The organism is Acinetobacter sp. Root1280, assembly GCF_001425285.1.
GTDB lineage: Bacteria > Pseudomonadota > Gammaproteobacteria > Pseudomonadales > Moraxellaceae > Acinetobacter > Acinetobacter guillouiae.
In genome coordinates this window covers 588,147-614,680 of record NZ_LMED01000012.1, presented here as the reverse complement: position 1 = coordinate 614,680, position 26,534 = coordinate 588,147, and the positions used below count along the sequence as shown (strand labels likewise).

The following is a 26,534-nucleotide window of genomic DNA, read 5'->3' as shown; positions in this document are numbered from 1 at the left end:
CAACTTATAGGGTTTAGTTTATTTCAGGGCTTTTAATACGATTGGAAAATTACTTCACCAATTTAGCCAATAACTCATCTTTGCTTAAATTTACAGATTCGGCATCTCTACGACCTTTATATTCAAAAGTACCTGCATCTAAGCCTTTTTCACCAATGACAATACGGTGAGGAATACCTGTTAACTCTAAGTCAGAGAATTTAACACCAGGACGCTCATTACGGTCATCCAGTAATACATCATAGCCTGCAGCTTGTAATTCAGTATAAAGCGCTTCAGCTGCTTCAAGTGTACGTGGAGATTTTTGCGCATTCATTGGCACAATTGCAACTTCGAAAGGCGCAATTGCAGATGGCCAAATAATACCTTTCTCATCAAAGTTTTGTTCGATCGCGGAAGCAACTACACGGGTTACACCAATTCCATAACAGCCCATTGTCACTACCAATGGTTTGCCGTCATCACCCAAAACTTTACAACCGAGTGCTTCTGAGTATTTGGTGCCCAATTGGAAAATATGACCAACTTCAATACCACGTTTAATTAAAATCGTGCCTTGACCATCTGGAGATGGGTCACCTTCAACCACATTACGTAAGTCAAAAACTTCAGTAAATGTTGCATCACGGTCCCAGTTGATACCAGTGGCATGCTTATCTACTTCATTGGCACCCGCAACAAAATCTGAAAGCACAGAGGCTGCACGGTCAACAATGACAGTTAAGCCTTTCTCAACCAGTCCTTGTGGTCCGCAGAATCCCGCAGTTAAACCAAGAGTATTCAGTTGAGCATCTGTTGCAAATGTTAAAGGTGCGGCAATCAGTGGATGCTTTTCAGCTTTAATTTCATTGAGCTCATGGTCGCCACGTAGGAATAACGCGATTACAGGAACATGACCCTTTTCATCAGCAATACCTTGTACAAGTAAGGCTTTTACTGATTGCGCTGGATCTGTATTTAAAAATGCAGAAACATCAGCAATGGTTTTTTGATTCGGTGTGTCTACAATTTTTAGACCTTGGGTGGGTGCTGCGCGCTCACCAGTCAATACTGCTTCAGCCATTTCAACATTGGCAGCATAGTCAGATTTGGTCGAGAAAGCGATATCGTCTTCACCACTTGATGCAAGTACGTGAAACTCATGTGAACCTGAACCACCAATCGATCCTGTATCTGCTTGAACAGGGCGGAAATTTAAACCTAAGCGGCTGAAAATTCGGCAATACGTGTCGTACATAACATCATAAGTTTCTTGTAATGACGCTTGATCGACATGAAAAGAATAAGCATCTTTCATAATAAATTCACGTGAGCGCATCACACCGAAACGTGGACGAATTTCATCACGGAATTTGGTTTGAATTTGATAAAAATTCATTGGAAGTTGTTTATAACTTTTTAATTCATTACGAGCCAAGTCCGTAATGACTTCTTCATGTGTCGGACCAAGAACAAAGTCATTGCTATGGCGGTCTTTAAAACGCAACAGTTCTGGGCCGTATTGTACATAACGACCAGATTCTTCCCATAGTGAAGCCGGTTGCGTCACGGGCATTAATGTTTCCAAAGAACCTGCACGATTCATTTCCTCACGAACAATCGCTTCAACTTTATTGAGCACACGTACACCCATCGGCAACCAAGTGTATAAACCTGAAGCCAATTTACGGATCATCCCAGCACGTAACATGAGCTGATGTGAAATGACTTCAGCATCGTTTGGGGTTTCTCTTAACGTTGCAAATAAAAAGCGACTCGCGCGCATGGAAACTGTCCTAAAATTTTTAGATTTAAAGGAATGATTATACGATAAAAAAATACGATAAAAAAATAAGCTGAACATTTTTAATGATTGTTTAAATTGAAAACTTTCTATTCTTATATTGGCGATGCGATCAGAGCTCGGTTTTAACTTGAAATTATCCGATATCGTGATAGGTTGTTCAAATCATTTATATTGTTTTGTTAAGTTTTTATCAATAATAGAGCCAAGGAATTCCGAATTAAAAGGTGATTATTCAAGTTTTTTGAGTCGGTTAATAATATCATCATAGTAGGTTTGTGTCTTGCGGTAGTTGTCTTGTAAGCTTCCAATATAATTCTTTGTTTTATTTATGTTTTCAGAATTGTATTTGATCCGATCTTTGAGTGTAACAGGAACAGAGTTACCTTTGCGGTAGTATTCCATTTCTTGTCTTTTAAGTATAATACGATCACTTTGAAGCTGTTTAAGTGTTTGGTTTTGTAGTGTTATTTGTTGTTTTATATTGCTTAGAAGTTCATTTCTTTTGTTAACAGCGACAGATGAGTTGCCATAGGCACGCTTTAAGCGCGCATCTTGTTCTAATTTACGCATTTCAGATGCGCGTGACGTCGATTGCTGTAAATCTTTTTCGACATTATAAGCATGATTACGTTTGATCACTTGCATGTTGCGATCAAGCGCTTCATAACCATTTTTTATGTGTGCTGGTGTGACCGAGGTGCTGATATTGGCCACCCCATTTTTATCATAATATCTATACCATACTGCTTTAGCCTGAGGCGTATCGGCATAGACCGATAAAGTACAGATGAGTAAGCTGACTGAAAGGGCGGTATTGCATATTTTTTTTGTTTTTGACGCTATATTTTGGTAATAGATTATTCTATCCATTTAAAGTCTACCATCCCCAAAAAATCAATGTAAGTTATATGATTTTGAAACTATCTTTGGTCATTTTATGTGGTTACAAAATTTTAATAAACAATTAACTTCTAAAAAAAAGCAGAATATTTTTTTTTATGTGAGCTTTACTGTGTTTTACTGTTTGAAGTGAGATTTCCGACAAGAAATGTTCATTGATAAAGTGAGTTAATATATGTTAAAAAAACATGATTAATTGTAAAAATAAATCTGTACAGCACAATTCATTCCAAGCTTACGGAAAGGGGCATTAAATGGACGATAAATTTCAAAATCTAAAAGTCATGGTGATCGATGATTCTAAAACCATTCGTCGTACTGCTGAAACATTATTACAAAGAGAAGGTTGTGAAGTTGTCACTGCTGTAGACGGTTTTGAAGCCTTATCTAAAATTGCTGAAGCAAATCCAGATATTGTTTTTGTCGATATCATGATGCCTCGTCTAGATGGCTACCAAACCTGCGCTTTGATTAAAAACTCCCAAAATTATCAAAATATTCCAGTCATCATGTTATCTAGTAAAGATGGCTTATTTGATCAAGCAAAAGGTCGTGTTGTCGGTTCGGACGAATATTTAACAAAACCATTTAGTAAAGATGAACTATTAAATGCTATTCGCAATCATGTGACTGCTTAACTGAACGGTTAATTTGGGGGAAATAATGACAAAAATTTTAATAGTTGATGATTCACCAACAGAAATGTTTAGATTTAAAGAAATTCTAGCTAAGCATGGATTTGAAGTGATTGAAGCAACCAATGGTGCAGATGGTATTACACTGGCGCAAGCTGAATTGCCGGATCTTGTGTTAATGGATGTTGTTATGCCTGGTGTAAATGGTTTCCAAGCGACTCGTCAGATCGCACGTGGTGCAGCGACCAAGCATATTCCAATTGTGATTGTAAGTACTAAAGATCAAGAAACCGACCGCGTTTGGGGAAAACGTCAAGGGGCTTGTGACTACTTAACCAAACCGATTGATGAGAATCAGCTGATCAGTACGATTAAGCAACATCTACAAGCAGGATAATGTATGGCAGCAAATGGATTTATCGAATTACTTCGATTGTCTAAGCGAGGAAATAAAAATTACGCTGACAATGAAAATGAAGTAAACCGATGGTCAGGCATTGCATTTGAAATGATGGGGCAATATTTTGTTGCGCCTTTGGGTGAGGTTTCAGAAGTTATTTATCCGCCAAAATACACACCCGTTCCCAATGTTCAGGGATGGGTGAGAGGTTTAGCGAATATTCGCGGACGGTTATTGTCAGTTTCTGATTTGGCTTTTTATTTAACGGGGCAAAGAAGCCAATTTCTACCTACTCAAAAAGTCTTATGTATTAGTCATAATGACCACTATGTTGGTCTGATCGTAGATCAGGTTTTGGGGATTCAACATTTTAATAAAAAAGGCTTTTTTTCTAAAAACAATCAATTAGAAGAAAACCTTCAAACCTATTGTCAGGGATATTTTCAACAGCATAATCAGGCTTGGAATATATTCTTGTTTAGTCGTTTGTTAAATGATCCTCAATACATGAATGCATCAGAAAAATTTATAAACTAGCTTTGACGCCTAATGAGAGTTAAGCGAATCGGGAGAAGCTGAATGGGCTTTAAACTAAAGAAGAAAAATACAGGGGATACTGCTCAAAAAAGTAGTTCAGGCGTATTAACCAAAACCAAATCAAAAATTGATGAATTTGCTAAGTTGTTTGGGGAAAGCGACAAATCAAAGCCATTTATTCAGATGGCAATTGCCAGCATCATCGTTGCGATTATTTTGCTTTTGGTTCTATTCTATACAGTTCCTCGAAATAACGACTTAACTCGTAGCTTGGGTGAATTAAAACTTTTATCACAGACCTTATCACGTCAAGCAACTGAAGCCACCGCATCGGGTTCGAAAGACTCAATTGATGCTTTAGTTGCATCGCAAAAGAAATTTAAAGAAAACTTAGATGTCGTCAAAGATATTCATGCGTCTTCAAAACAAGTAGAAGGCGTTGAAAAAACTTGGAAACAAGTTTCTGCTGATATCGACATGATTGCGACACACCAAAAAATCATTAACCAATTATATGACACCAACATTGCTGTTGCGGATGTGATCCCGGGCATGCAGGCTGAATATAACGCAATGGTTGACCAAATGGCACGTGACAACATGTCAAGTACTCAGGTTGTTATCGCGAAAAACCAAGTATTCCTTGCAGAACGTATTTTACGTTCTATTGGTTCAGTATTAAGTGGTTCAGAGAATACCCGTGCTTCAGCAGACGACTTTAATGCGGATACTGAAACATTTGGTACGTATTTAAATGCGCAACTCAATGGTAGTGCCGATTTAGGTGTAACACGTATTGATAAACCTGAACTACGTGAGTCTTTAGAAAGTATTAAAGCTGATTACAATGAAATTGTGCAATTGGCATCAACTTCTGTACTAAAGAACTCTGATCAGATTTTCAAAGTACGTCAGGCATCGTCAGACATCTTTGCGCAATCGGATAATTTATTAAAAGGTTTGGATCGACTTTCGGTAAATACTGGTGTGGGTACGATTTTACCTGCATTGATTTTACTCCTTGCACTTGGCGCATTCTTATTTGCTGTATTTAAACTACTCGGTTTACGTAGTGAGTCAGATAAAGTTCGTGTAACACGTTTACAAGATGAGTATGACCGTAACCAGAATGCGATTTTACGTTTACTTGATGAAATTGCCGATTTGGCAGATGGTGATTTAAGTTCGTATGCTACGGTATCGGAAGACTTTACTGGTGCAATTGCCGACTCGATTAACTTTGCGATTGACCAATTACGTGACCTGGTATCTCGAATTAATGACACTTCTCAAGAAGTTGCACAATATACGCAGAATACCCAACAGATTACTAACCAGTTGGCTGAAGCTTCTGAGCATCAGGCGCAAGAGATTGCAGGGGCATCAACAGCGATTAATGAAATTGCACAGTCGATTGACCACGTATCTGCAAATGCTGCTGAATCAGCAGAGGTAGCACAGCGTTCTGTACAAATTGCATCAAATGGTGCAGATGTGGTAAACCGTTCAATCGAGGGGATGGATACGATTCGTGAGCAGATTCAAGAAACTTCTAAGCGTATTAAACGTTTGGGTGAGTCTTCACAAGAGATTGGTAACATCGTATCGCTAATTAATGATATTGCCGACCAAACCAACATCCTGGCATTAAACGCAGCAATTCAGGCATCTATGGCAGGTGAAGCGGGTCGTGGTTTCGCCGTGGTTGCGGACGAGGTACAGCGTCTTGCTGAACGTTCAGCATCTGCAACCAAGCAGATTGAAACACTGGTTAAAACCATTCAGACCGATACCAATGAAGCCGTAATTTCAATGGAACAAACCACTTCGGAAGTTGTGCGTGGTGCGAACCTTGCAAAAGATGCGGGTGTTGCCTTGGGTGAGATTCAAACAGTATCGAGTAACCTTGCTGGTTTGATTGAAAGTATTTCTGAGTCGGCAAAATTGCAGTCTGCTTCAGCAGGCCATATTGCAAATACGATGAATGTCGTACAAGAAATTACTTCACAAACCACTGGTGCAACATTTGATACAGCCCGTTCGGTTTCTGAATTGGCAAGTATGGCGGATTCATTACGTCAATCAGTTTCAGACTTTAAACTGCCTGACTAAAACGATTGATACTTTATATATGTGCAATATCGACTGTAACAAGTGGCTATTGCACAGAATGGAACGCCTTCTAAAGCCATTCAGCTTGACTGTATTTTGAAAGGTTTTAGTCCCAAAGACGGGAACTAACATAGAAGCCTGAGCTATGAAAGAAATATTAAAACATTTAGTGGAACAAGTTACTTTACCTGAAGATGCGTATCTTGGTCAGGATGAGGAAATTTTAGAAATTTTTGTAGAAGAACTTGAAGAAATTTTTGAACAGCTACAAACCTCTCTTGATCGATGGCAACTCGAAGAGTTTAAAGATACCGAATTGGTCAATATTCGCCGTTATTTTCATACGCTTAAGGGGTCTGGGCGTATGGTGGGGGCTAAACGTTCTGGTGAACTTGCTTGGACTGTTGAAGATACATTAAATCGTATTATTACGAAAAATCTGGAACTTACTTCCGAGATTCAACACTATGTCAGTGCAGTATTTAATATTTATAAGTTCAAACTCTACTCAGAGTTTTTAAATCGAAAACCGCATCATTTAGATTTAGCACCTTTGGTGTATTTGGGGCAACAGCTACAACAGAAACAAAGCTTAGAACCTGCTTTAGATGAGTTATTGGCATTATCAAATACACTGGATAATGAAAATGTCATTACTGGTTTGGAGATTGGTGAAGATACTGCAACAGCAGAAGTAACCTCAGTGACCACTCCACATGTGGTTGATCTCGTTGCAGATGGCTCTACAGATACGACTGAAGAAGAAGTGGCAGTTGAATCGCCTGTTGCAGATGATAGTTTAACCTCTGAAACCTTGGAAATCTTTGTTGAAGAGTCAGAGGAGCATCTGGCGGCAATTAAAGACTTTTTGCACTTAGAAGAACATACGCCTGATCAATATAATCGCTTGATTCGTGCCTTGCATACTTTGCGTGGCAGTTCTTCAATGGCGCATGTCAATGAGGTCTTTGAAGCTAGTGGTAAGGTCGAGCATTTGTTTAAAGTATTGGTTCAAGAAGATACCGAGTCCTCAAAAAATGAAAATGCTTTACTGACTTACTATGCTGAATTTGTCAGTGATTATCTCTATGTTTTAAAGCTGAAAGGTAATCAAGCTGTTGAGCTACAAACCATTTATCAAAAATTTAATGATGCTTGGGAACGCTACGATTTCCAACACCAATATCAACATTCACAAACGGGTTTAGTCACACAATTGGTTGATCTTGAGATCGATCTATTACTTGATGCCGAGTTTGAGTTTGATAAACGCGCCCAAGTTGAATATCCAGCATATTTCCAACAACTGGCTCAACAAGCGCAGATGTTGATAGATCATACCAATAATCGTGCTGCGCAAGGCATTCATGATTTTAGTCTCGCTTTAAAAGATGGTTATGAGCAAGTTATTCACAAGCCTGACTTATTAAATACTGATTATGCTTTTGAAATGTTTTCTAAGGCCCATCAGGAATTTATTCATTTATTCGATACTTTGGCATCAGGACAAAGAGTCAGCCTAAATGAATCAACACAAGCGATTTTGGCTGAGTTACATGACTATTTACACCAAGAAATAGACACAGGTGTTGATGGTGAAATTGTTGAAATAAGGACTGCGCTAGACATTGAACAGCAGCCAGATACAGTCTCAATTGCAGCGAACCCTGTTGAATCAGTAGGGAACTATGTACTGACGCAAATTAATCTGGATAAACAGAATATTGACTCAGAACACAGTCAACGTGAATTTGATGCAGATGTCCTCGACATTTTTATTGAAGAAGCTGACGAGTTGTTGGTTGGAATGGACCATGACTTAAATACTTGGTCAAGCCATCCTGATGACACAACCGCGTTAAACAATTTGATGCGTTATTTGCATACCTTAAAAGGTGGTGCAAATATGGTGCAAGCCACTCATATTGGTTTGATTGCGCACGAGTTAGAAACGATTTATGAGCGCGTGATTAAAGGTCAACTCAAAGCAGAGCCACACATTATTCAAGCAATTCGTTTAATTCAAGATGATGTGGCAGATCGTATTCAATTGATTCGTGAAAAATCAATTGATTATCCAGCAACTCATATTCTCAATGTTTTACAAAATATCGATCAGCAAGGTCCGATTGAAACTGTTCAAGTGTCAACAGTGGTTGAGCCACAATTTAGCCATGATTCAGCAGATTTACATGAAGTCGCATATGTTGAAGACGATATCGTTTTAGCGATTGATCAAACTCCAGAACTGCTTGAAATTGAACCGTCAGATCAAGATCAACATCCTGCAATTGATGATACTCAATTGTTTATAGATGCAAATCAAGATGCAGATTTAGATCCTGTTGAAGTTGTTGCCCGAGAAACCTTTATCGAAGAAGCACGAGAGCTGATTGATGATGGTTTAAGCATTTTATCTCAATGGTTTGATCAGCGTAGCAACCGTAGTTTCCTACTCCAATTACAACGTATTGCACACAGCTTAAAAGGCGGTGCAAAAATGGTGAAATTGGAAGAAGTGGCTGATATTGCATATGAATTAGAAAATGCATTTGAGCAATTTGGTTTACATAATTTTAATTCGAATGTTTATGATGGTTTACTGGAAAAAACCTTTCATTGGCTAGATGCAGCAATCTTTAAACATCATTATGATAATTTTGAAGGCTTAAAATCGAGCTTACATAGTATTGAATATGTTGATGTATCAGCACAGCTTCCAGAAAAACTATCTCGAACAAATTTAATCTTTGAGCAATCGATCAGTGAGTTTGTTCAGGGGGATGGTACAGAGCCACCTTCAATGTTGGGTGAATGGGATCTTTCACAAAAGACTGAATCCAACAATGAGATGATTCGTATCTCTGCGGATTTGGTTGAAAAAATGATCGACCTTTCTGGTGAAAACGCGATCAACCGTTCACGTATTGAGATGGATTTGGGGCAGTTAGGTAATACCCTGACTGATATGGAGTTGGCTATTCAACGTTTGGCGGATCAGCTACGCCGTATGGAAGGCGAGTTAGAAAGCCAAATCATTGCAAAACATGGCGATTTAAGCGCTCGCTATGCTGATTTTGATCCTTTAGAAATGGACCAATATTCATCTCTAAACCAGTTATCAAAATCATTGGCTGAATCTGCATCTGACTTGGTTGATTTTAAAACTACGTTGGCTGAAAAGATTCGTGATACTGAAGGTTTATTGCTTCAGCAATCTCGTATTCAAGCTGAAATTCAGGAAAGCTTGATGCGTACTCGTCTGGTACCATTTTCAAGATTGTTGCCTCGATTACAGCGCTTGGTTCGCCAGACCTCTTCAACCGTGAATAAACCCACTGAACTTTTAGTCAATAATACTGAAGGGGAGTTGGATCGTAATATTCTGGAAAAATTAGTTTCACCGTTAGAGCATATGTTGCGGAATGCGATTGACCACGGGATTGAAGATGCGGAACAGCGTCAGAAGTCGGGCAAAGCGTTGACTGGTCGAATTGATTTGAATATTAGTCGTCAAGGTACAGATGTACTTGTCTCGTTTAAAGATGATGGTAAAGGAATTGATCCAAAAGTTATTCGTGATAAAGCAATTGAAAAAGGCTTAATCAAAACTGATCAGCAGTTAGAGCCTGAGGAAATCCTACAGTTTATTTTCCATCCCGGTTTTAGTACAGCACAGCAAGTGACACAAATCTCTGGTCGTGGTGTTGGCTTGGATGTTGTGCAAAGTGAAATTAAATCACTTGGTGGTCAAGTGAGTGTCAGTTCTGAGTTGGGGCATGGTTCGACCTTTACGATTACCGTACCTACAACAGTTGCGGTCAGCGATGCCTTGATGGTGAAAGTCGGTGATCAGCAATTTGCAGTCCCATTATCGCAAATTGATCGTATTGTTCGAATTTCACCAGCCGCTTTGGAAGAATATTTTGAAACTCAAAATGACTATTTTGATATCGATTTCCAAAGCTATAAGCTACGTTATTTAGGTGAGTTTACCTCGAATCAAGTCACTCCACGGTTACATGGGCTTGCACATTCATTACCAGTGTTGTTGATCAAGGGAAGCTTGGGGCAATCCATTGCCATTCTGGTTGATCAGTTAATTGGTTCACGTTCACAAATTGTAGTTAAACCGATTGGTAAGCAGTTTGCTACCATCAATGCGATTGCGGGTGCAACCATTCTGGGTGATGGTCAGGTGTGTTTGATTTTGGATGGACAAAATATTGCACGACAAGTTCAAGCATCTACCCGAGGTGGCGCTGAACATCTTCAACATGATAAACAACGTCATCGTGATCAACGCCGTTTGATTATGATCGTGGATGACTCAGTTACCGTTCGTAAGGTCACTTCACGTTTGCTTGAACGCCAAGGTTTCGATGTGATTACTGCGAAAGATGGTGTGGATGCGATTGAGCAACTTGAAAATGTCAAACCAGACTTGATGTTGCTGGATATTGAAATGCCTCGAATGGATGGTTTTGAAGTCACCAACTTGGTTCGCCATCATGAAATTCACCGCGATTTGCCAATCATCATGATTACGTCACGAACAGGTGAAAAACATCGTGAACGGGCATTTAGCTTAGGTGTGACAAATTATATGGGTAAACCATTCCAAGAAGCTGATTTATTGGAAAATATTGAAGCTTTGTTGACGGTTAAATAGGAACGCTCATGACAAAGAATATCGAAAAGTCTGCAATTGATAAAATTAGCACACGGGAATTACAGCATTTAATTACAGTGTCTACTGGGTTTATTGATGCATATATTATTGATTGTTATGATAAAGCACCAATGTTATTACCACAAAATGTGGTGCTTTCTGCTCAGAATAGTCCAACCTATGTCAATGTCGTGGAATGGCATGAAAAGAAGTTGCCGACATTTAGTGTCAGTGATCCTAAAAAGACTCTGGGTGTCGCACTGATCATTGAAGGGGAAGATGCAGACGAGCGTTTTGCCTTGATGTGCAATGAAATGCCAAGCTCGATACGGCTACGGATTTCAGAAGTGGTCGACGCAGAGGATAGCATCAAAGATAAGACGATTTTACAATATGTGAAAATTGGCGATAAGACTTATCATGTGCCAGATTTGGATCAAATTCAGTTACAGATTGGGATAAAGAAGACTTGATCTGTAATGCTTTCAAAGCTTATCTGTAAAAAAGGACGCATTTGCGCCCTTTTTTACTTAGTGAGAATTGCTCAGCTTAAGCGAGTAATTCGACTAAGATTTGTTCGTAGATTTCAGCCAAAGGCTCTAATTCAGCAATATTCACATGCTCATTAATTTGATGGATCGTTGCGTTTAAAACACCTAACTCAAGCACTTGAGCGCCTGTCGGTGCTATAAAACGACCATCAGAAGTCCCACCACTGGTTGAAAGTTCGGTCTCTGTCCCTGTCACATTTTTAATTGCAGTTCGTGCAGCATTGACCAACTCACCGACTGGGGTTAAGAATGGCAAACCTGATAACGTCCACTCAATATCATAATCAACATGATGGCGATCTAAAATCTCAAGAACACGTAATTTGAGTTGATCTGCAGTCACTTCAGTTGAGTAACGGAAGTTAAAGGTAACGGTCATCGTGCCGGGTACAACATTGGTTGCGCCTGTACCTGCTTGAATATTGGAAACTTGGAATGAAGTTGCGGGGAAGTATTCATTGCCATTGTCCCACACCGTATCACATAGTTCAGATAAGGCTTTTGAAGCGGTATGAATAGGGTTAATGGCTAAATGTGGGTAGGCAACATGGCCTTGTTTCCCTTTTACTGTTAACACTGCATTTAATGAACCACGACGGCCATTTTTTACGATATCGCCCAGCGTATCTGTACTTGAAGGCTCACCGACAAGGCACCATGTCATTTTTTCATTACGTGCTTCTAAGGTTTCGACAACTTTAACCGTACCATTGATAGAAGGGCCTTCTTCATCAGAGGTGATTAAAAAAGCAATAGAACCTTTATGGTTGGGATGATTCTTTACAAAACGTTCAGATGCAACCACCATTGCAGCCAATGCTGTTTTCATATCAGCACTGCCACGACCATAGAGTTTGCCATCACGAATTTCAGGTAGGAATGGATCAGACTCCCATGCATCTAGATGACCTGTAGGCACAACATCGGTATGACCTGCAAAACAGAAAACTGGAGATGCCGTTCCGCGTCTTGCCCAAAGATTATCAACATCTTCAAAACGCATATTTTCAATATTAAAGCCAATAGCAGACAGACGATCTGCCATGATGGTTTGGCAGGTGTGATCTATAGGTGTCACAGAAGGTTGGCGAAGAAGTTGTAAACTCAGTTCTAAGGTATCCGAATGATTCATGGACATTGATCAAGTAAGTAAATTGAACAATATAATAGAGGAAGATAAAACCGAATGAAAACCTTAAAGCTTGAGAAAGGATAAAACTATTTAAATTGGCATTAAAAAAGCCTTATCTATTTAGATAAGGCTCATGTTGTAGAATGAAGTTGATACTTACAATTTATTTTCAACTTTTTCTGCAGAATTCGTAACAGCATCCCCCGCTTTAGATACATCCTTACCAACACCTTTAAATGTGTTGCAACCAGCTAAAACAAAAGCGAATAACATTGAAACTGCTAAAATTTTTTTCATTACTATCTCCGTGTTTCACGCGTTAATTAGAATTTTAGTATACGAGCATCGGGTTAATATATCGTTATGTTTTTATGAGTGGATTGGTTAATCCGTGTATAAGAAACGTGAATAATTAAGCATTTATGTCAAAGAAAAGCGCCAGAGGAGCTTGGCGGTACATATAAAATTGCAGGCTATTTTTATCATGATATAAACCATTACACCAAAATTGGGCAGCAGCTGAGCTTTGCTTTAGATCTGGGCAAATCCATTCATGCCTTTGTAGACGGTAAAAATCTTGTGCAATGTGATGTCCCCATTGACCCAATCGACGTTGCGTGTTGATCCATGAGGGCGGTGCAACATCGTCTTTATTGTAAGGCAGATAAAGCTGTCCTTTCATCACAGCCAGTTTCTTTTCAATTTTAAGATCTAAAGCCTGGGTAAATTGAAATTGTTTTTCTGAGAAATGATTCAGTTTTCGTAAAAGGGTGTCGCTACGATTTAGACCATACCAATGCTTTAAGTGTAAGGTTGATTCGCCTAAATAGTACTTTAAAGCAACTTCCCAATGCTCGATCTGTTTTGTGGCCTGATTACGAACAAGGAAATCAATTTCGCCTAATGTATTCTTTGCTTCAATGATTTGGATACTATGCTGAATCAGTTGATAGTGTTGATTGGCTTCATCTTGTAACCAGAACCAAAATAAATATTCAAAACGTAAACCTAACCGTGTGCTTTTAAGCTGTTGTACAAATTCAATGAGTGGGGTGGGGTCATGATCGAGTTGATCTAAGCGTGTTTGAAAATCTATATATTGTTGTTGCCAAAACGCCGTGTCGTGTACTTCAAAACGATTTTTAATTTCTAATTCATCAGGCAGATGCTGAATAATATTGGGACTGGCAATGCAAAAAGCCAATTGACGAACAATAGGGTGTTTGTACTTTAACCAAGGCTCAAAGTAGTCTGTCATTGTATGTTGTCCTAAGCTGAGGACTCACTCAGTTTATTTTTAAAGAAAAGGTCTTTAGCGTGTTGAGATTCAAGCAAATAAGTGAATCAACATGCAAGCTCAATTTGACTGTATTGGAAATGATGAACATCATGATTTTAAAATACAATGATTTCAATTGATTTAAAATATACTGGCAAAATCATTTGGGCGGTATACTAGTCGAATGGGCAGATTGAGTTAATCTATGAAAGTTTTGTTTTGGCGAACATTGGTGATTGTTTTTATTGTACTCGGGTTTATTGGGGCAATATTACCGGGAATGCCAACGACAGTTTTCCTCATCTTGGCAGCTTGGGCGGCATCAAAAGGTTGGCCACAGGTTGATGCTTGGTTACTCAATCATCCAAAATATGGTGCAACGCTTCGTGCTTGGCGTGAAAATGGGACTGTGCCACGTAAAGCAAAGTGGATCGCCAGTATTATGATGTTGATCAGTGGAGTAATTATGTTATTCACCAATGCACCACTGGCTGTGAAAATTTTTACCGATGTGACCATGTTGATTGTGGCTATCTGGCTTTGGTTGCGCCCTGAACCAAAACCTATTGTAAAAAATCTGAATGAAATGGATAAATCCGAATAGCCTTCATTCGATGTTTTTGATCATTAAACGCGGAATATTTTATTAAGTTTAGAGTAAATAGATAATAGGGTTAAAATATTGATTAAATGATCTACTCAATTTAATTAAAATATGGGTTTGAATATTTTATAAATAGATAAATAATAAACAAAAAACACCAATTTAAACTAAAATGATCTATTTTTTAATCACTCAAACCTAAAATAGGTAAAACATCGAGAAAAGCGTTTGACACTCAGTAAAGATTCTCTATAATGCACCTCACAAACGATGAAGTCGTTAGGGCGCTTAGCTCAGTTGGTAGAGCGTCTGCCTTACAAGCAGAATGTCGGCGGTTCGATCCCGTCAGCGCCCACCAAGCTTTAACGTTGAATTTTTAGTGCAGCGGTAGTTCAGTTGGTTAGAATATCGGCCTGTCACGCCGAGGGTCGCGGGTTCGAGTCCCGTCCGCTGCGCCACTTAAATTCAATCATCGTATGTATAGCAATTCATTTGTTAAAGTGCAGCGGTAGTTCAGTTGGTTAGAATATCGGCCTGTCACGCCGAGGGTCGCGGGTTCGAGTCCCGTCCGCTGCGCCACTTTATAATGATTTTGCAGTGACATGTAATACTGAATTAGAGTCTAAATAGTTTTTTATTTATTCTAGTTTAGGGCGCTTAGCTCAGTTGGTAGAGCGTCTGCCTTACAAGCAGAATGTCGGCGGTTCGATCCCGTCAGCGCCCACCATATACAATGCAGCGGTAGTTCAGTTGGTTAGAATATCGGCCTGTCACGCCGAGGGTCGCGGGTTCGAGTCCCGTCCGCTGCGCCATTTATCTTATTTCCTGAGATCAAGATTCGGTAGTTCAGTTGGTTAGAATATCGGCCTGTCACGCCGAGGGTCGCGGGTTCGAGTCCCGTCCGCTGCGCCATTTATCTTATTTCCTGAGATCAAGATATTTGGATGTATAAGAATTTGAAAGGGAATATTGTTTTCTTTTATGTTCTGATAAAGTAATATTGTGATGATCCTCACTCAGGGCGCTTAGCTCAGTTGGTAGAGCGTCTGCCTTACAAGCAGAATGTCGGCGGTTCGATCCCGTCAGCGCCCACCATATACAACGCAGCGGTAGTTCAGTTGGTTAGAATATCGGCCTGTCACGCCGAGGGTCGCGGGTTCGAGTCCCGTCCGCTGCGCCATTTATCTTATTTCCTGAGATCAAGCAGCGGTAGTTCAGTTGGTTAGAATATCGGCCTGTCACGCCGAGGGTCGCGGGTTCGAGTCCCGTCCGCTGCGCCATTTATCTTATTTCCTGAGATCAAGACATTTGGAATTGTAAGAATTTGAAGTTTTTTGATTTTTAGAGATCAAACATTATAGACTTCATATCGCTTACTCCCCATCTTTAGGATAGAACTTAAGATTAAATCATCGATTTTCTTATAGGTTCAAACAGAGTAAACAACTTTGTTTATCCACACTCAGGGCGCTTAGCTCAGTTGGTAGAGCGTCTGCCTTACAAGCAGAATGTCGGCGGTTCGATCCCGTCAGCGCCCACCAAATTTTCCAATCTAGTTATTTGTTTAGAACTTCTGTATAATATATAAGCATAAGTATTTTAAAAATAAATTTTCTATGCGAAATCCATATCAACGTAAAGCTGCGTCTTCAACTCAAAAAAACTCAGTTCAAACCCTAGACCAATATAAACATTTTGTCGAAATGATTGTTTCACAAACCAAGGTTTTTGTTCTTTATGATGATGGCTGGGCTTTGTGCGCATCACCGACAGGGCAACAGTCTTTAGCTGTTTGGCAAAGTAAAAATTTGGCACAACTTCTGATTAAAGATAACTGGAGCCGTTACGCAGTTCAAGAAGTTGAACTCATTGTTTTTATTGAACAGATGATTCCTTTTATCAAACAAAATAATACCGCAATTTCTATAAATTTAACCCCAGAAGGGCGGAATATTTTAGTTTCAACAAATAAATTTTTACTCGATATCAAAAATTATTTATATCAGATGTATACGACTCAACCTGAGTTATTTCAAAACAATAAACGCTTACCGTTACCACGGAAAATTCGCTTACATCAGTAACGCTGTACAGACAATGATATGGCTTTCTGTGCCTTAATATTCACCGAGCATCCACCCGCTGATATAGGCAAAGTACTCTCTTAACCATGCGTTATAACGTGTCGTGAGTGGGGTTTCAGCACCTACAGTAATGAAGTTATGATAGCCTTGTTTTCTGGCGATTGCTGCGGCACGTAAGGTGTGAAAATCACTGGTCACAATCGCAATTTTAGAGTCTAAAGTTAAACCATGCGCTTTTAAAATTGCTTGGCTATTTTTTAGATTTAAGTCAGTACTGGTACTTTTATTTTCTTGTAGGATTCTACTGGCTTGGATTTGCAGATGCTCTTGTAAATATTGCGACATAATTTCTGCTTCGGTTTTTTCTTCACCAAAATCTAAACCACCACTGACAATGATCAAAGCTTGTGATTGTTGTTTTGCAATTTCGCCGGCTTGATCTAAACGTTTTGCGAGGGTCGGTGAGGCTTTTCCTTGGGTAATCCCACTGCCTAACACAATAATCGCTTGTAGATTGTTTTCTGCTGTATTTTGTTGGGATTTTAAGTGGATATAACCAAAGAAGCCGATTAAGCTGACAGACCAAAGCGTCAATAGAATCCATCCTAAGCGCCAGATTTTCTTTAACTTTAAGTGTTGTGCTAAATACTGTTGAATGTGTTGGCTCCATAGCGCTGTAGTGATAAAGGCTAAGCCAATCAGCAAAGGGAGTATTGTTCCTAAGTGGATTTTTTTATATAAAATTAAAATAAATCCATCAAGGAATAAGACAAATCCCAGCAAAAAAAAGACAATGCGGAAGAGTTTATTGTTATACATGGGTGAAAACAAATCATTAAAAATTAGTCTAATTCTAAACGAAATCTGTGTATTTATTATATATGAATCAAAAAAAACCGAGCAATCGAGCTCGGTTTTGGCGGGTAAATTTATTCAATAGACCCTAATAAACGTCACGACGATAACGACCATCTAAACGTAATTGTTCAACTGTATCTTCTCCAAGGATATCAATTAAAGCGAGATCAACATCAGTTGCCATACCATTGATACTGCCACAGACATAGATCACCGCATCATTGGCCACCCATTTTTTCAGTTCTTCCGCTTGATCACGTAGTTTATGATGTACATAAATTTTTTCAGCTTGATCACGAGAGAAGGCTAAATCAATACGTTTGAGCATCGCTGTATTTTGCCAAGCTTGAATTGTATCTTTAAAGAAATAATCGTTTGCTTGTTGGCGTTCACCAAAAATCAACCAGTTTTCAGTATAGTCCATACGAACACGGGCATGAATCAAACTCATTAATCCCGCAATCCCGGTACCATTCCCGATGCAGATAATCGGACGGTTATCGGTAATTAAATGGAATGATTCATTATTACGAATTCTTAACGCAATTTTATCACGCAATTGTACATGTTCGGTTAGCCAACCAGAACCGAGACCAAGCTCACCTTGAGGATTTTGTTGCTGACGAACCACCAAACGCAACACTTGCTGACTTGGAATACTGGCAATCGAATACTCACGAGTCGGTAGTGTAGGGAGTTGTTCGAGTAAGTGTTCCATATTGGCAAAAGGTTCAACAGTAACGGTTAAATCGCGATTCCAAAGCGCTTCTTGAATGCTTTGTTCGAGTGAATCCACTTTTGTTTCTGCATGAACTTGATATTTATCCAAGAACAATTGAATACGTTCTGGACTATTCCCCGTTTGAATTTCAGCAATATCACCTGCTTGCCAAGCTGTATCATAGCTGGCTTGTAATTCAAGATTAAATGCGGGTGCGCCTAAGCTGTTTGGATTGAGTAATTCTCGTTTTGTCAAACGCCATTGATCAAAAACTTTATCAATAGACATTGTTTGTAGATCGAGCTTTGTGGCTTTTGCTAAAGCATCATTCCAGTGTTGGATATCTGCATTGTTGCCATTATTGACTTCAAGCGTAGCAAACAACTGTTGAGCACCAGATTGTTTTAACCATGCGTCTATGCGATGCCCAAAGCTACAATAGGTCTCAGGATAGTCTTGTGAACCCAATGCTAAAACCGCATATTTTAAATGCGAAAGATCCAATGATGTAGCCATAAGCTTTTTCTCAAAGTGCGAGGCTAAGTCAGGTGCTTCACCTGTACCATAGGTACTTGCAATCAAGAGAATCTGTTTGGCTTGCTTGAGGTCATCTTCAGAGAGTTGTTGTACAGCTTTTACCGTTGTTGGCTGATGGGCTTCTTGTAGACTGGTTGAGGTGCGCCATGCCAATTGCTCAGACATTCCTGTTTGAGAGGCATAAGCAATTAACCAAGGTGTTGCATTTGGATCAATTTGAATTGCTGAACCCGCTTGTTTTGCAGCAAGCGTAAGTCGCTTTTGCTTACGACGTTTTAAATACAGCATCCATCCAGTAACAAAAAATAATGGCATTGCCAATGCCGCAAGCATTGCGATGAATTGAAAAACTGGGCCAAAGAAACTACCACGGTGTACAGGGAGCATACTTCCCATGATTTTTTCATTGAGTGGTTTGCTTTCGTATAAGTCTAATTTTTCAATTTGTGCAGTTTGATAGTTATAGGTTGCTTTATTTCGTGCACGCTCATGTTGTGGAATAGCATCAACAAAAGTGAGTTCAACTTTACCATCTGGCTTTTTAGGGATCGAAACAGTCAGTGTCGAATAGTCACGATTAATTTGAGCATTAAACCCATTCCATGTTTGAGTAAGTACATGTTGAATTTGTTCTGGTTTTAAGCCTTCTTTATTCTCATGCTTATTTTCACGGTCTGGTTGTTGATGATCTGTCGTTGGATTTTGCTTTTCGCCACGTTGTTGTGGTTGTTGTTGAGGATTGCCAGAAGCCCCTTGACGTCCTTGACCTTCTCCACCGCGTGCCGCTTGCATTTCAGGCTGAGGTCGTTCAACCCCCATTACTTTAAACATACCATTGCGCCACCAGTCATACGACCAATACAGCCCAGTACATGCTAAAAGTAAATAAAAGATCACCACCCATGTGCCGACTACAGCATGTAGATCCCAAAGGAAATTACGACCTTTGAGTTTAGGCTTAATGGCAAACCATTGTTTAAAAGAATGCTTTTTCGGCCAGCGTAAATAGAGGCCACTGAGTACAAAGAAAATTAACATCAAGGTACTGGCGCCAGTAATTTGTTTACCGACTTCACCGACAGTTAAGTTACGATGCAGTTGCTGTATAAATTGAAAAAAATCTTTGCCTTTCACTTCTGGAAGAACTTCGGCCGTGTAAGGGTTTACCATCATGGTATAACCTCTACGAGCGCCTTCTTTGACAATATTAATGTTTGAAGCTTCTTCAGCGGCTTTTGCGACAGTAATACTGTTGATCTTCATTTCAGGGTTTTGGGTTTGGAAATGTTGATAAATTTCAGCAGGCGTGAGTTTTGCCTGATTTTCAACTTTTACCGTGTAGCTGTCTGGGTTTAACCATCTTTGAATAGGTTGTTCATAAGAATAGATTGCACCAGTCACTCCCATAATTGAGAGAATTAAACCAGCTGTAATCCCTAGAAACCAGTGAATTTGAAAAAAAGTCTTTTTAAACATGGCAATGCAAAGGGCAGAATATTTTTGATAGCAAATTATAGCTGAATAAATCGGAGAGATAATGAATTTTGCAGATAATATTTATTCTCATTATCATTTTTATTAAAATAGCGAAGTACAAAAAAACCTCCAAAAATGGAGGCCTTTTAAAATTTTAAATTAAAGTGTCTTGGGTTCACCAACAACTTCTTTTAAATGTTTACGCAGTGTTTCAAAGGGGAAATTCTTGCTATCCATACGTTTAGGTAGAATATATGCACCTTGTTGGCCTTTTACTTTAAAGTTTACCAGTAAGAATTCAGGGGTGTTGTACCATTCATAAATGTCTTTCCAAGCCACGGTTCCAACACCTTCTTGTACACCCATTTGTTGACGCATCACAATACCACTTGGCTGCACCCCTAATTTTACACCTTTGATTTCCTGAACTGGAAATTCATTCATCTTGCGTTTTACATACCATTCAAGACCGAACTTGCGAACCAAAAGATAGATGGCAACTGCAGCAAGAACCACCCAAAAAATAATGGTTGAATAGTTTTTAATTAAAGCGATGCCAAGTAATGAGAGTACCACTGCTACACCCATGATTGCCCAAGCTTTAATCCCAATTTTATTGGTACTACGCCAAATTGCAAGTTGAGCGCCGCGTTGTTCGGCTTCCGAAACTTCGTACGGAACAGGTTGTAAGGTATAAGCGTAAATATTCTTGGCAGTCATAGTGTCAGTAATGTATGTAAATCTAGTCAGAGTTTAGCACTAAATCTCAAGATTTAGTGCACCTATTGTACCAAATAACGATGCAATTTTGATGCACATTTATAAAGAAGCCAATTCAGTAGATTGATCATCTCGTTCATGGCTTAAATTCTGTTTCAAGCTACTTAGTTGCTTTAAAATACTGAACATTAATGACAATTGTTGAAGAATAATGAGTGATTTAGAGTCTTCTGACTCGGATTGGCTTAAACGGGTACGAATGGCTTTCAACATATTGTGCGCGGTTAAATCAGGCATTTCATCCCGTAATAAAGCCCCGGAGATATCATCTAAAGCTTGATCCAATAAATTAAGTACCTGTTGGTCTTTCACTTGCTCACGATGTGCGCCGAGTGCTGCAATATAGCTAAGAAAGGTATGATTTAGACATAAGAACTCAAAAGCTAAGCTTTTTTGACTTGGGTCAAAATCTGGTTCAGTGGCAAGGGTTGAAATCAGTGAGGCAACATCTGCATCCCGATTATGTGCAGCACGGCGAACAATTCGATACTCTAAACTATTATTGCGTCCCTGATGATATTGAGCGACTACATTTGCCAAATAATTGCATTGAGCTTCCAATGAGCGTTGAATCGTGCGGGGTAAACGACGGAATTTCCAGTCAGGGAAAATAAAGCTGACACCGAACCAGGCGAGGGCACAGCCAATCACTGTATCAATCATACGAGGTAGCGCTGCCTCATAGCCAAGCCCATCCAAGTTAAAATTGATCAGCGCCATGATGGTAATAAAGGCAGTGGCTTGGGCATATTGTTTACTGCGTAAATCAAAAAACAATACACCACTGAGTATGAGTAATAAGAGTTGTCCTTCAATAGAGGGCACAAAATACAAAATTGCATAGCCTAAAATAATGCCGCCTAATGTTCCAATAATCCGTAATCTTAAACGTCGTTTGGTCGCATTAAAGTTCGGTTGGCTGACAAACAGTGCGGTTAATAGAATCCAGTAACCATATTCAATATTGGTGAGTTGCACAAAAACATAGCCAATAAACAAAACAATCGAAACACGAATTGCATGTCTAAAAAGTACAGACTCGGGAGTTAAATTTTGTTTGATTCGAATGACAATATCATCCCAACCTTTGAGGTCATCATCTTTAAGTTGGTTTTCGAAATTTTTACTTTGATCGTATTTTATATGTCGTTCAGTTTCGAGATTTTGTAATTGGGCATCAATCGACTTTAAATTTTGATAAAGTGCAAACAATGAATTGATCCAAATTAAGTCATAATTTTCTTCTTTTTTGAGTTTATCCAGCGAGTATCTGAGGTTTTTAAAAGCATGCTCAAAACGGACATTATGCTGGTAGGTGGTGCGGTGTAAGATGCTATCACTCAAATCCTTACAGGCTTTGCCTTGCAGCGCTAAAATGCGTTGAAAACGAAATAACACATCGCTATGTTCAAACATTTTGGCCAGCTTTTGATAATCAATATGTGCTGAATCGGCCCGTTCATGAATATCTTGTGCAACAAAGTAATATTGTAAACTACGACGTGTATCACGTTGTCCTCGGTCACCCTTTAAACGCGTCAACAAGGCGGTACGCATATCATTAAAAATGCTGATGAGCTGCCCATTTTCCATAGACAAACTAATCATACTGTCTTGATAGCTGGTTGGTGTCATATCGACATCAAACAAATTGGATTTGGAAAATAGAAAATTACCTAATGATGAAAAACATTGAGACAGCTTGTCTTGAACTTGCCGTACTGGGAACAGTAAAAAACTGATGGTTGAAATAACCCCATACCAAATTGCACCAACCACCAATAGACTTGGCTGGATATACCATTGATCAAATAAATGCACCCCAAGCATGGAATACACAGAAACCACCAGACAGCCATAAGAAATGGTGGCATAGCGACGTCCCAAAGAACCCAATAAAATCCAACCGATACAAGAAACAATCAAACCTAAGGCAAACAGAATAGGGTAAGGAAAGAGCAGGCTCACTGAGGCAGCGGTGATAAAGAATCCGATATAGGTATAGATCAAATTCATGATACGTACAGAGAAGCGATCGTCTATATCACTGAGACCTGCTGCAACCACCCCTAAGGTGAGTGGAATGGTCATTAACTGCTGTCCCAACAGATAAGGTACAAATGCAGTCCCTGTAAAGGCAATGATCATTCTCAAGTTATACATGAAACTTGTGTTGTAGGTTGCTTTTCTGAGTTTTAACAGCCAAGTGTTCAAAGGAAATCCTTGTTAAATCAATAGGGTGTTATTTACTTGGGAATTGCGATTTGGCTTATATGACTTTTCACTTATCTTTGTGACAAATCATACAATGGACAGTGTAAACTTGTCTGCAACATTCCTTATCAAATTATAAACCATCTATGTCTGAAAAAAACGTTGGTCAGCAGTATTCAACGGGCTGGATTATGCTTTTGGCTTTATTTACTTCTTTGGGTCCATTATCCATTGATATGTATTTGCCGGCATTACCACAAATGGCGCAAGATTTTAATGTGACGACCCAGCAAGTCGCCAATACCTTGCCGGCGTATTTTTTTGGTCTTGCTGTTGGTCAATTGATTTATGGTCCAATCAGTGACCGTATTGGGCGTAAGAAACCGCTTTATTTTGGTATGACCTTGTTTGCTTTTGCCAGCTTGTTGTGTGTTTTAGCACCTGATCATTGGTCATTGATTGCCGCACGCGTTTTACAAGCCTTAGGGGGCTGTGTGGGTGTGGTGATGGCACGGGCTGCAATTCGAGACCGTTTAGATGTGCAAGGTTCAGCACAAGCTTTTTCCAGTATGATGATTGTGATGGGGATTGCCCCAATTCTTGCTCCAACCTTGGGTGCAGCTATTCTACAATTCTTTAGTTGGCAAGGTGTCTTTATTGCCTTGTTTGTGATTGGTGTGTTTTGCTTATTTTGTGTACATTTTTTATTTAAGGAAACACTCGCACCAGAACGTAGGCTGCGTCTCAACTTTAAACAAGTTTTTATTTTATATGCTGCTATTTTTAAAGATCGAAGCTTTCGCTTTCCGATGTTGGCAGGTTGCTTTACTGGTGCAGCACTATTTTGTTATATCAGTTCCGCGGCAGCAGTGTTGATGGATGGTTATCATTTAACTCAGCAACAGTTTGCTATTGCCTTTGGTTTTAATGCTTTTGGTATCATTTTACTGTCTTCTATCAATAAGCGTTTAGCCAACAAACTCTCGGTGATCCTGCGGTTAAAAATTGGTGGTTTGATTCAAGTCACAGGTGGGCTGATTATTGTCAGCGCAGGTTTCATGTCTGATGCACCATTGGCGATTGTCATGTTGGGCTTATTTTTCTCTGTTTCAGGGATTGGTTTTACTGGACCGAATGCGATGGCATTGGCGATGTCTGAACAAGGCTCAAGAGCAGGAACTGCAAGTGCAATTATGGGCAGTATGCAATTTGCGTGTGGTCTATTGGGTGGTGTGGTATTGAATTTTCTCATATGGAATCATTTATTAAATATGGGAATTTTGATGTTGGCTTTTACTCTGGCTGGATTTATGGCAATTTTAAAAGTGGCTCAACAGTTCAAGATGAAACAAATTTAAGCTTATATCGATACTGAACAAGAGATCGTCTTGTTTATTTACAAGACAAAAGTGAATTTTGTTTTATTGAATCAAAGACGATCTGTATTTTTTATTCAAGTATGAGGAAATTGACAGGTTCTAAGAGATTGTATTGTTAGAACAAGTACGCGATACACATACACGCGGTCAAAGCAGAAACGATAAAAACACAAACGCCAGAAAAACAAAAGCCGACGATTCGAGTGATGAGTAAATCGTCGGCCAAAATACTTCGTTATAAAGATTCAGGCTGCTAAGTTGAATCTTAAGAAGCATAAGTTTTTAGTTTCTCTGAGAGAAGGTCTCCAAATTTCTTTGCGGATGCCGTGCAATCAATTTGGTTGCTGCAGACCTTATACTTATATAACGACAACAGTTTCAAATTGGTTGACAAGAAAATGAAAAAAAGTTGAAAAAAAATTATAATATTGTTCTTTATGCAATCTAGGCTGTCGTCATGGTGTCTTTAAACAAATATTTTTTGTGGTTTTTGCTGCTTTGTTTAGTCTTGACCATGGTTGCAGGTGTATTGGCTGCATTATTGCCCAATGAAATTGCTGGCGTGTTAACCGCAATACCTTATCTGATCGCGATGATTATTGTGTTATATCGTTTTCTCAAACAACAACGCCGTGCGCCTACAGACCAAGAGCGTAAAAAACTGACCCTTGGTTATACTGCAATATTTTGGGGCTATAATTTACTTGGGGTATTTGCGGGTGTTTGGTTTTTTTCTCAAAATGATCCAGAAGTGTGGAAAACTTTTGTGATGTATCTGCAAAATACTCAATTTTTGCTCACTGCATTGATCATGTTGTTGATGTTGGCAATCCCTTTATATTTAATTACCTATTGGTTTTATGGAAAGCAAGCGCAGCGTATGGCAGTTAAAATGTTTGGTCAATGATCTGTTTAAATTGTTGACTTTACTTTGAGAAATCAAAGTCATTGATGAAATTTGTATCAATACAAATAATCAAAAAATAAATCTTATTTTTAAGCTATGGATATGCTGTTAGTGTACGAACATATCCATAAATTCGCGTAATTCTTGAATAGCAATTTCAATGTCTGTGGTTAACCACGTTGGTTCAAAGATCCCTGCATAATGTTCTAAACGATCTTGAGGAACAACAAGTCGTATCGGGCAGTCTTCTTCAAGTAAACGCCATGGCACGATTGGAACTTCATTATCCAGAAATGGTACGACATTGCGAATATCAATAATCATTGCATTGACACATTCTGGGAACGGCATGACCGACAATTCATCTGTACGGCGACGGAAATACTCTAAATCGCCCCATTTTAGAATATAACTTGGCTTGTTAAATTCAATAATTCCAATGAGATGATCATCTCTTGAGGTATGTGTGAAGCATTGATGCGTGACATCAGTGTCCAAGTCCAACCCGACACTTTGTCGTTGATAAGCCATATCTACAATAGCCAAAAAATGGGGTACATATTATAGCTCATTTATCTATCAAGAACTGTTCGAATTAAAATTTACTTTTGCTTAAAATATTTTTACACACAGATCACAAATAGCCTGTTAGTATAAAAATACATCAATTCGATGGAGGTGGACGTCATGAAACACGATTTCAATAAACCATCTTATGTAACAAGTACTGAAGATATAACGCATAAGAATCGCTTACCCATTTATATGCTTATTCTTGTGGGGTTATTTCTTGTTTCCTTGCTTGTTTACATGATCGCCGACTGGGTTTAATCCCATATATCATCTATAAAGATTATATTGATCAGACAAACTCTAGCTGCAAAGCTGGAGTTTTTCATTTTTGCATGCTTTTGTTGTATTTATGCAGTTAAATTTGCTCGTTATATAAGCAATAGATAAAGTAGAAGAG

At 39.0% G+C, this 26,534-nt stretch carries 20 protein-coding genes and 9 tRNA genes; 19 read left to right on the top strand and 10 right to left on the bottom strand.

Annotation, left to right across the window (positions count from 1 at the left end; translation table 11 throughout):
• Positions 1-49: 49 nt before the first annotated feature.
• Both ASC84_RS12760 and ASC84_RS12755 read right to left on the bottom strand, forming a co-directional pair.
• Complete coding sequence (locus tag ASC84_RS12760) at positions 50-1,765, bottom strand: proline--tRNA ligase (RefSeq protein ID WP_056515213.1); 1,716 nt, start codon at positions 1,763-1,765, stop codon at positions 50-52.
• 249 nt (positions 1,766-2,014) lie between these two features.
• The gene (locus ASC84_RS12755; protein WP_056515210.1) at positions 2,015-2,656 is read right to left on the bottom strand and encodes a hypothetical protein; all 642 of its coding nucleotides are present in this window, start codon (positions 2,654-2,656) and stop codon (positions 2,015-2,017) included.
• A 284-nt stretch (positions 2,657-2,940) separates the two neighbouring features.
• On the opposite strand from ASC84_RS12755, the gene pilG reads away from it, so the two are divergent.
• From pilG to ASC84_RS12725, 6 genes are all read left to right on the top strand, one after another.
• Entirely contained in the window at positions 2,941-3,324 is a 384-nt protein-coding gene (gene pilG, locus ASC84_RS12750; protein ID WP_004723803.1) for a twitching motility response regulator PilG, read from the top strand.
• A 25-nt stretch (positions 3,325-3,349) separates the two neighbouring features.
• A complete protein-coding gene (locus ASC84_RS12745; RefSeq protein WP_004723801.1) occupies positions 3,350-3,718 on the top strand; it encodes a PleD family two-component system response regulator in 369 nt (122 codons plus the stop codon).
• Between the two features lie 3 nt (positions 3,719-3,721).
• Complete coding sequence (locus ASC84_RS12740; RefSeq protein ID WP_004723799.1) at positions 3,722-4,258, top strand: chemotaxis protein CheW; 537 nt, start codon at positions 3,722-3,724, stop codon at positions 4,256-4,258.
• Between the two features lie 42 nt (positions 4,259-4,300).
• Positions 4,301-6,370, top strand: a complete 2,070-nt coding sequence (locus tag ASC84_RS12735) for a methyl-accepting chemotaxis protein (RefSeq protein ID WP_056515207.1) — start codon at positions 4,301-4,303, stop codon at positions 6,368-6,370.
• A 145-nt stretch (positions 6,371-6,515) separates the two neighbouring features.
• Complete coding sequence (locus tag ASC84_RS12730; RefSeq protein WP_056515202.1) at positions 6,516-11,042, top strand: Hpt domain-containing protein; 4,527 nt, start codon at positions 6,516-6,518, stop codon at positions 11,040-11,042.
• Positions 11,043-11,050: 8 nt separating this feature from the next.
• Positions 11,051-11,515: a hypothetical protein gene (locus ASC84_RS12725; protein ID WP_004723795.1), complete on the top strand. Its 465-nt coding sequence runs from the start codon at positions 11,051-11,053 to the stop codon at positions 11,513-11,515.
• A gap of 76 nt (positions 11,516-11,591) precedes the next feature.
• Here the strand turns inward: ASC84_RS12725 and dapE are convergent, their stop codons facing one another.
• From dapE to ASC84_RS12710, 3 genes are all read right to left on the bottom strand, one after another.
• Positions 11,592-12,725: a succinyl-diaminopimelate desuccinylase gene (gene dapE, locus ASC84_RS12720; RefSeq protein ID WP_056515197.1), complete on the bottom strand. Its 1,134-nt coding sequence runs from the start codon at positions 12,723-12,725 to the stop codon at positions 11,592-11,594.
• A gap of 156 nt (positions 12,726-12,881) precedes the next feature.
• Positions 12,882-13,022, bottom strand: coding sequence for an entericidin A/B family lipoprotein (locus ASC84_RS12715; protein ID WP_004723791.1), 141 nt, complete (start codon positions 13,020-13,022; stop codon positions 12,882-12,884).
• Positions 13,023-13,137: 115 nt separating this feature from the next.
• On the bottom strand, positions 13,138-13,983 hold the full coding sequence (locus ASC84_RS12710) for a DUF1853 family protein (RefSeq protein WP_056515194.1): 846 nt from the start codon (positions 13,981-13,983) through the stop codon (positions 13,138-13,140).
• Between the two features lie 226 nt (positions 13,984-14,209).
• Here ASC84_RS12710 and ASC84_RS12705 point away from each other — a divergent pair, with 226 nt between their 5' ends.
• The 11 genes from ASC84_RS12705 (at position 14,210) to ASC84_RS12650 (ending at position 16,692) form a co-directional block, all read left to right on the top strand.
• On the top strand, positions 14,210-14,608 hold the full coding sequence (locus tag ASC84_RS12705; protein ID WP_004723787.1) for a YbaN family protein: 399 nt from the start codon (positions 14,210-14,212) through the stop codon (positions 14,606-14,608).
• A 282-nt stretch (positions 14,609-14,890) separates the two neighbouring features.
• Positions 14,891-14,966: transfer RNA gene (locus ASC84_RS12700), tRNA-Val, on the top strand.
• Between the two features lie 23 nt (positions 14,967-14,989).
• A tRNA-Asp gene (locus tag ASC84_RS12695) sits at positions 14,990-15,066 on the top strand.
• 44 nt (positions 15,067-15,110) lie between these two features.
• Positions 15,111-15,187: transfer RNA gene (locus tag ASC84_RS12690), tRNA-Asp, on the top strand.
• A gap of 72 nt (positions 15,188-15,259) precedes the next feature.
• Positions 15,260-15,335 (top strand) — tRNA-Val (locus tag ASC84_RS12685).
• 8 nt (positions 15,336-15,343) lie between these two features.
• Positions 15,344-15,420, top strand: a tRNA-Asp gene (locus ASC84_RS12680).
• 207 nt (positions 15,421-15,627) lie between these two features.
• A tRNA-Val gene (locus ASC84_RS12670) sits at positions 15,628-15,703 on the top strand.
• 8 nt (positions 15,704-15,711) lie between these two features.
• Positions 15,712-15,788 (top strand) — tRNA-Asp (locus tag ASC84_RS12665).
• Between the two features lie 23 nt (positions 15,789-15,811).
• Positions 15,812-15,888, top strand: a tRNA-Asp gene (locus ASC84_RS12660).
• 185 nt (positions 15,889-16,073) lie between these two features.
• Positions 16,074-16,149, top strand: a tRNA-Val gene (locus tag ASC84_RS12655).
• A gap of 75 nt (positions 16,150-16,224) precedes the next feature.
• The gene (locus ASC84_RS12650) at positions 16,225-16,692 is read left to right on the top strand and encodes a DUF2750 domain-containing protein (RefSeq protein ID WP_034613763.1); all 468 of its coding nucleotides are present in this window, start codon (positions 16,225-16,227) and stop codon (positions 16,690-16,692) included.
• Positions 16,693-16,725: 33 nt separating this feature from the next.
• Here ASC84_RS12650 and ASC84_RS12645 read toward each other — a convergent pair whose 3' ends face one another.
• The 4 genes from ASC84_RS12645 to yccS all read right to left on the bottom strand — a co-directional run bounded on the left by ASC84_RS12645 (position 16,726) and on the right by yccS (position 23,278).
• Positions 16,726-17,511: a YdcF family protein gene (locus ASC84_RS12645; protein WP_056515192.1), complete on the bottom strand. Its 786-nt coding sequence runs from the start codon at positions 17,509-17,511 to the stop codon at positions 16,726-16,728.
• Positions 17,512-17,635: 124 nt separating this feature from the next.
• Positions 17,636-20,284 carry a PepSY domain-containing protein gene (locus ASC84_RS12640; RefSeq protein WP_056515189.1) on the bottom strand — a complete coding sequence of 883 codons (2,649 nt, stop codon included), beginning with the start codon at positions 20,282-20,284 and terminating at the stop codon, positions 17,636-17,638.
• A 159-nt stretch (positions 20,285-20,443) separates the two neighbouring features.
• Entirely contained in the window at positions 20,444-21,004 is a 561-nt protein-coding gene (locus ASC84_RS12635) for a YcxB family protein (RefSeq protein ID WP_004723779.1), read from the bottom strand.
• 99 nt (positions 21,005-21,103) lie between these two features.
• Positions 21,104-23,278 (bottom strand): YccS family putative transporter, encoded by a 2,175-nt coding sequence (gene yccS / locus ASC84_RS12630; protein ID WP_081409360.1) that lies wholly within the window; start codon positions 23,276-23,278, stop codon positions 21,104-21,106.
• Positions 23,279-23,424: 146 nt separating this feature from the next.
• On the opposite strand from yccS, the gene ASC84_RS12625 reads away from it, so the two are divergent.
• Positions 23,425-24,636 carry a multidrug effflux MFS transporter gene (locus ASC84_RS12625; RefSeq protein WP_056515182.1) on the top strand — a complete coding sequence of 404 codons (1,212 nt, stop codon included), beginning with the start codon at positions 23,425-23,427 and terminating at the stop codon, positions 24,634-24,636.
• Between the two features lie 478 nt (positions 24,637-25,114).
• Positions 25,115-25,564, top strand: a complete 450-nt coding sequence (locus tag ASC84_RS12620) for an ABZJ_00895 family protein (protein ID WP_004723773.1) — start codon at positions 25,115-25,117, stop codon at positions 25,562-25,564.
• 108 nt (positions 25,565-25,672) lie between these two features.
• Here the strand turns inward: ASC84_RS12620 and ASC84_RS12615 are convergent, their stop codons facing one another.
• A complete protein-coding gene (locus ASC84_RS12615; RefSeq protein ID WP_004723771.1) occupies positions 25,673-26,095 on the bottom strand; it encodes a hypothetical protein in 423 nt (140 codons plus the stop codon).
• Between the last annotated feature and the right edge of the window lie 439 nt (positions 26,096-26,534).

What these genes read in the sequence shown, in the direction of transcription:
- ASC84_RS12760 (WP_056515213.1), bottom strand. Translation starts at nt 1,765, where the DNA reads ATGCGCGCGAGTCGCTTTTTATTTGCAACGTTAAGAGAAACCCCAAAC.
- ASC84_RS12755 (WP_056515210.1), bottom strand. Translation starts at nt 2,656, where the DNA reads ATGGATAGAATAATCTATTACCAAAATATAGCGTCAAAAACAAAAAAA.
- pilG (WP_004723803.1), top strand. Translation starts at nt 2,941, where the DNA reads ATGGACGATAAATTTCAAAATCTAAAAGTCATGGTGATCGATGATTCT.
- ASC84_RS12745 (WP_004723801.1), top strand. Translation starts at nt 3,350, where the DNA reads ATGACAAAAATTTTAATAGTTGATGATTCACCAACAGAAATGTTTAGA.
- ASC84_RS12740 (WP_004723799.1), top strand. Translation starts at nt 3,722, where the DNA reads ATGGCAGCAAATGGATTTATCGAATTACTTCGATTGTCTAAGCGAGGA.
- ASC84_RS12735 (WP_056515207.1), top strand. Translation starts at nt 4,301, where the DNA reads ATGGGCTTTAAACTAAAGAAGAAAAATACAGGGGATACTGCTCAAAAA.
- ASC84_RS12730 (WP_056515202.1), top strand. Translation starts at nt 6,516, where the DNA reads ATGAAAGAAATATTAAAACATTTAGTGGAACAAGTTACTTTACCTGAA.
- ASC84_RS12725 (WP_004723795.1), top strand. Translation starts at nt 11,051, where the DNA reads ATGACAAAGAATATCGAAAAGTCTGCAATTGATAAAATTAGCACACGG.
- dapE (WP_056515197.1), bottom strand. Translation starts at nt 12,725, where the DNA reads ATGAATCATTCGGATACCTTAGAACTGAGTTTACAACTTCTTCGCCAA.
- ASC84_RS12715 (WP_004723791.1), bottom strand. Translation starts at nt 13,022, where the DNA reads ATGAAAAAAATTTTAGCAGTTTCAATGTTATTCGCTTTTGTTTTAGCT.
- ASC84_RS12710 (WP_056515194.1), bottom strand. Translation starts at nt 13,983, where the DNA reads ATGACAGACTACTTTGAGCCTTGGTTAAAGTACAAACACCCTATTGTT.
- ASC84_RS12705 (WP_004723787.1), top strand. Translation starts at nt 14,210, where the DNA reads ATGAAAGTTTTGTTTTGGCGAACATTGGTGATTGTTTTTATTGTACTC.
- ASC84_RS12650 (WP_034613763.1), top strand. Translation starts at nt 16,225, where the DNA reads ATGCGAAATCCATATCAACGTAAAGCTGCGTCTTCAACTCAAAAAAAC.
- ASC84_RS12645 (WP_056515192.1), bottom strand. Translation starts at nt 17,511, where the DNA reads ATGTATAACAATAAACTCTTCCGCATTGTCTTTTTTTTGCTGGGATTT.
- ASC84_RS12640 (WP_056515189.1), bottom strand. Translation starts at nt 20,284, where the DNA reads ATGTTTAAAAAGACTTTTTTTCAAATTCACTGGTTTCTAGGGATTACA.
- ASC84_RS12635 (WP_004723779.1), bottom strand. Translation starts at nt 21,004, where the DNA reads ATGACTGCCAAGAATATTTACGCTTATACCTTACAACCTGTTCCGTAC.
- ASC84_RS12625 (WP_056515182.1), top strand. Translation starts at nt 23,425, where the DNA reads ATGTCTGAAAAAAACGTTGGTCAGCAGTATTCAACGGGCTGGATTATG.
- ASC84_RS12620 (WP_004723773.1), top strand. Translation starts at nt 25,115, where the DNA reads ATGGTGTCTTTAAACAAATATTTTTTGTGGTTTTTGCTGCTTTGTTTA.
- ASC84_RS12615 (WP_004723771.1), bottom strand. Translation starts at nt 26,095, where the DNA reads ATGGCTTATCAACGACAAAGTGTCGGGTTGGACTTGGACACTGATGTC.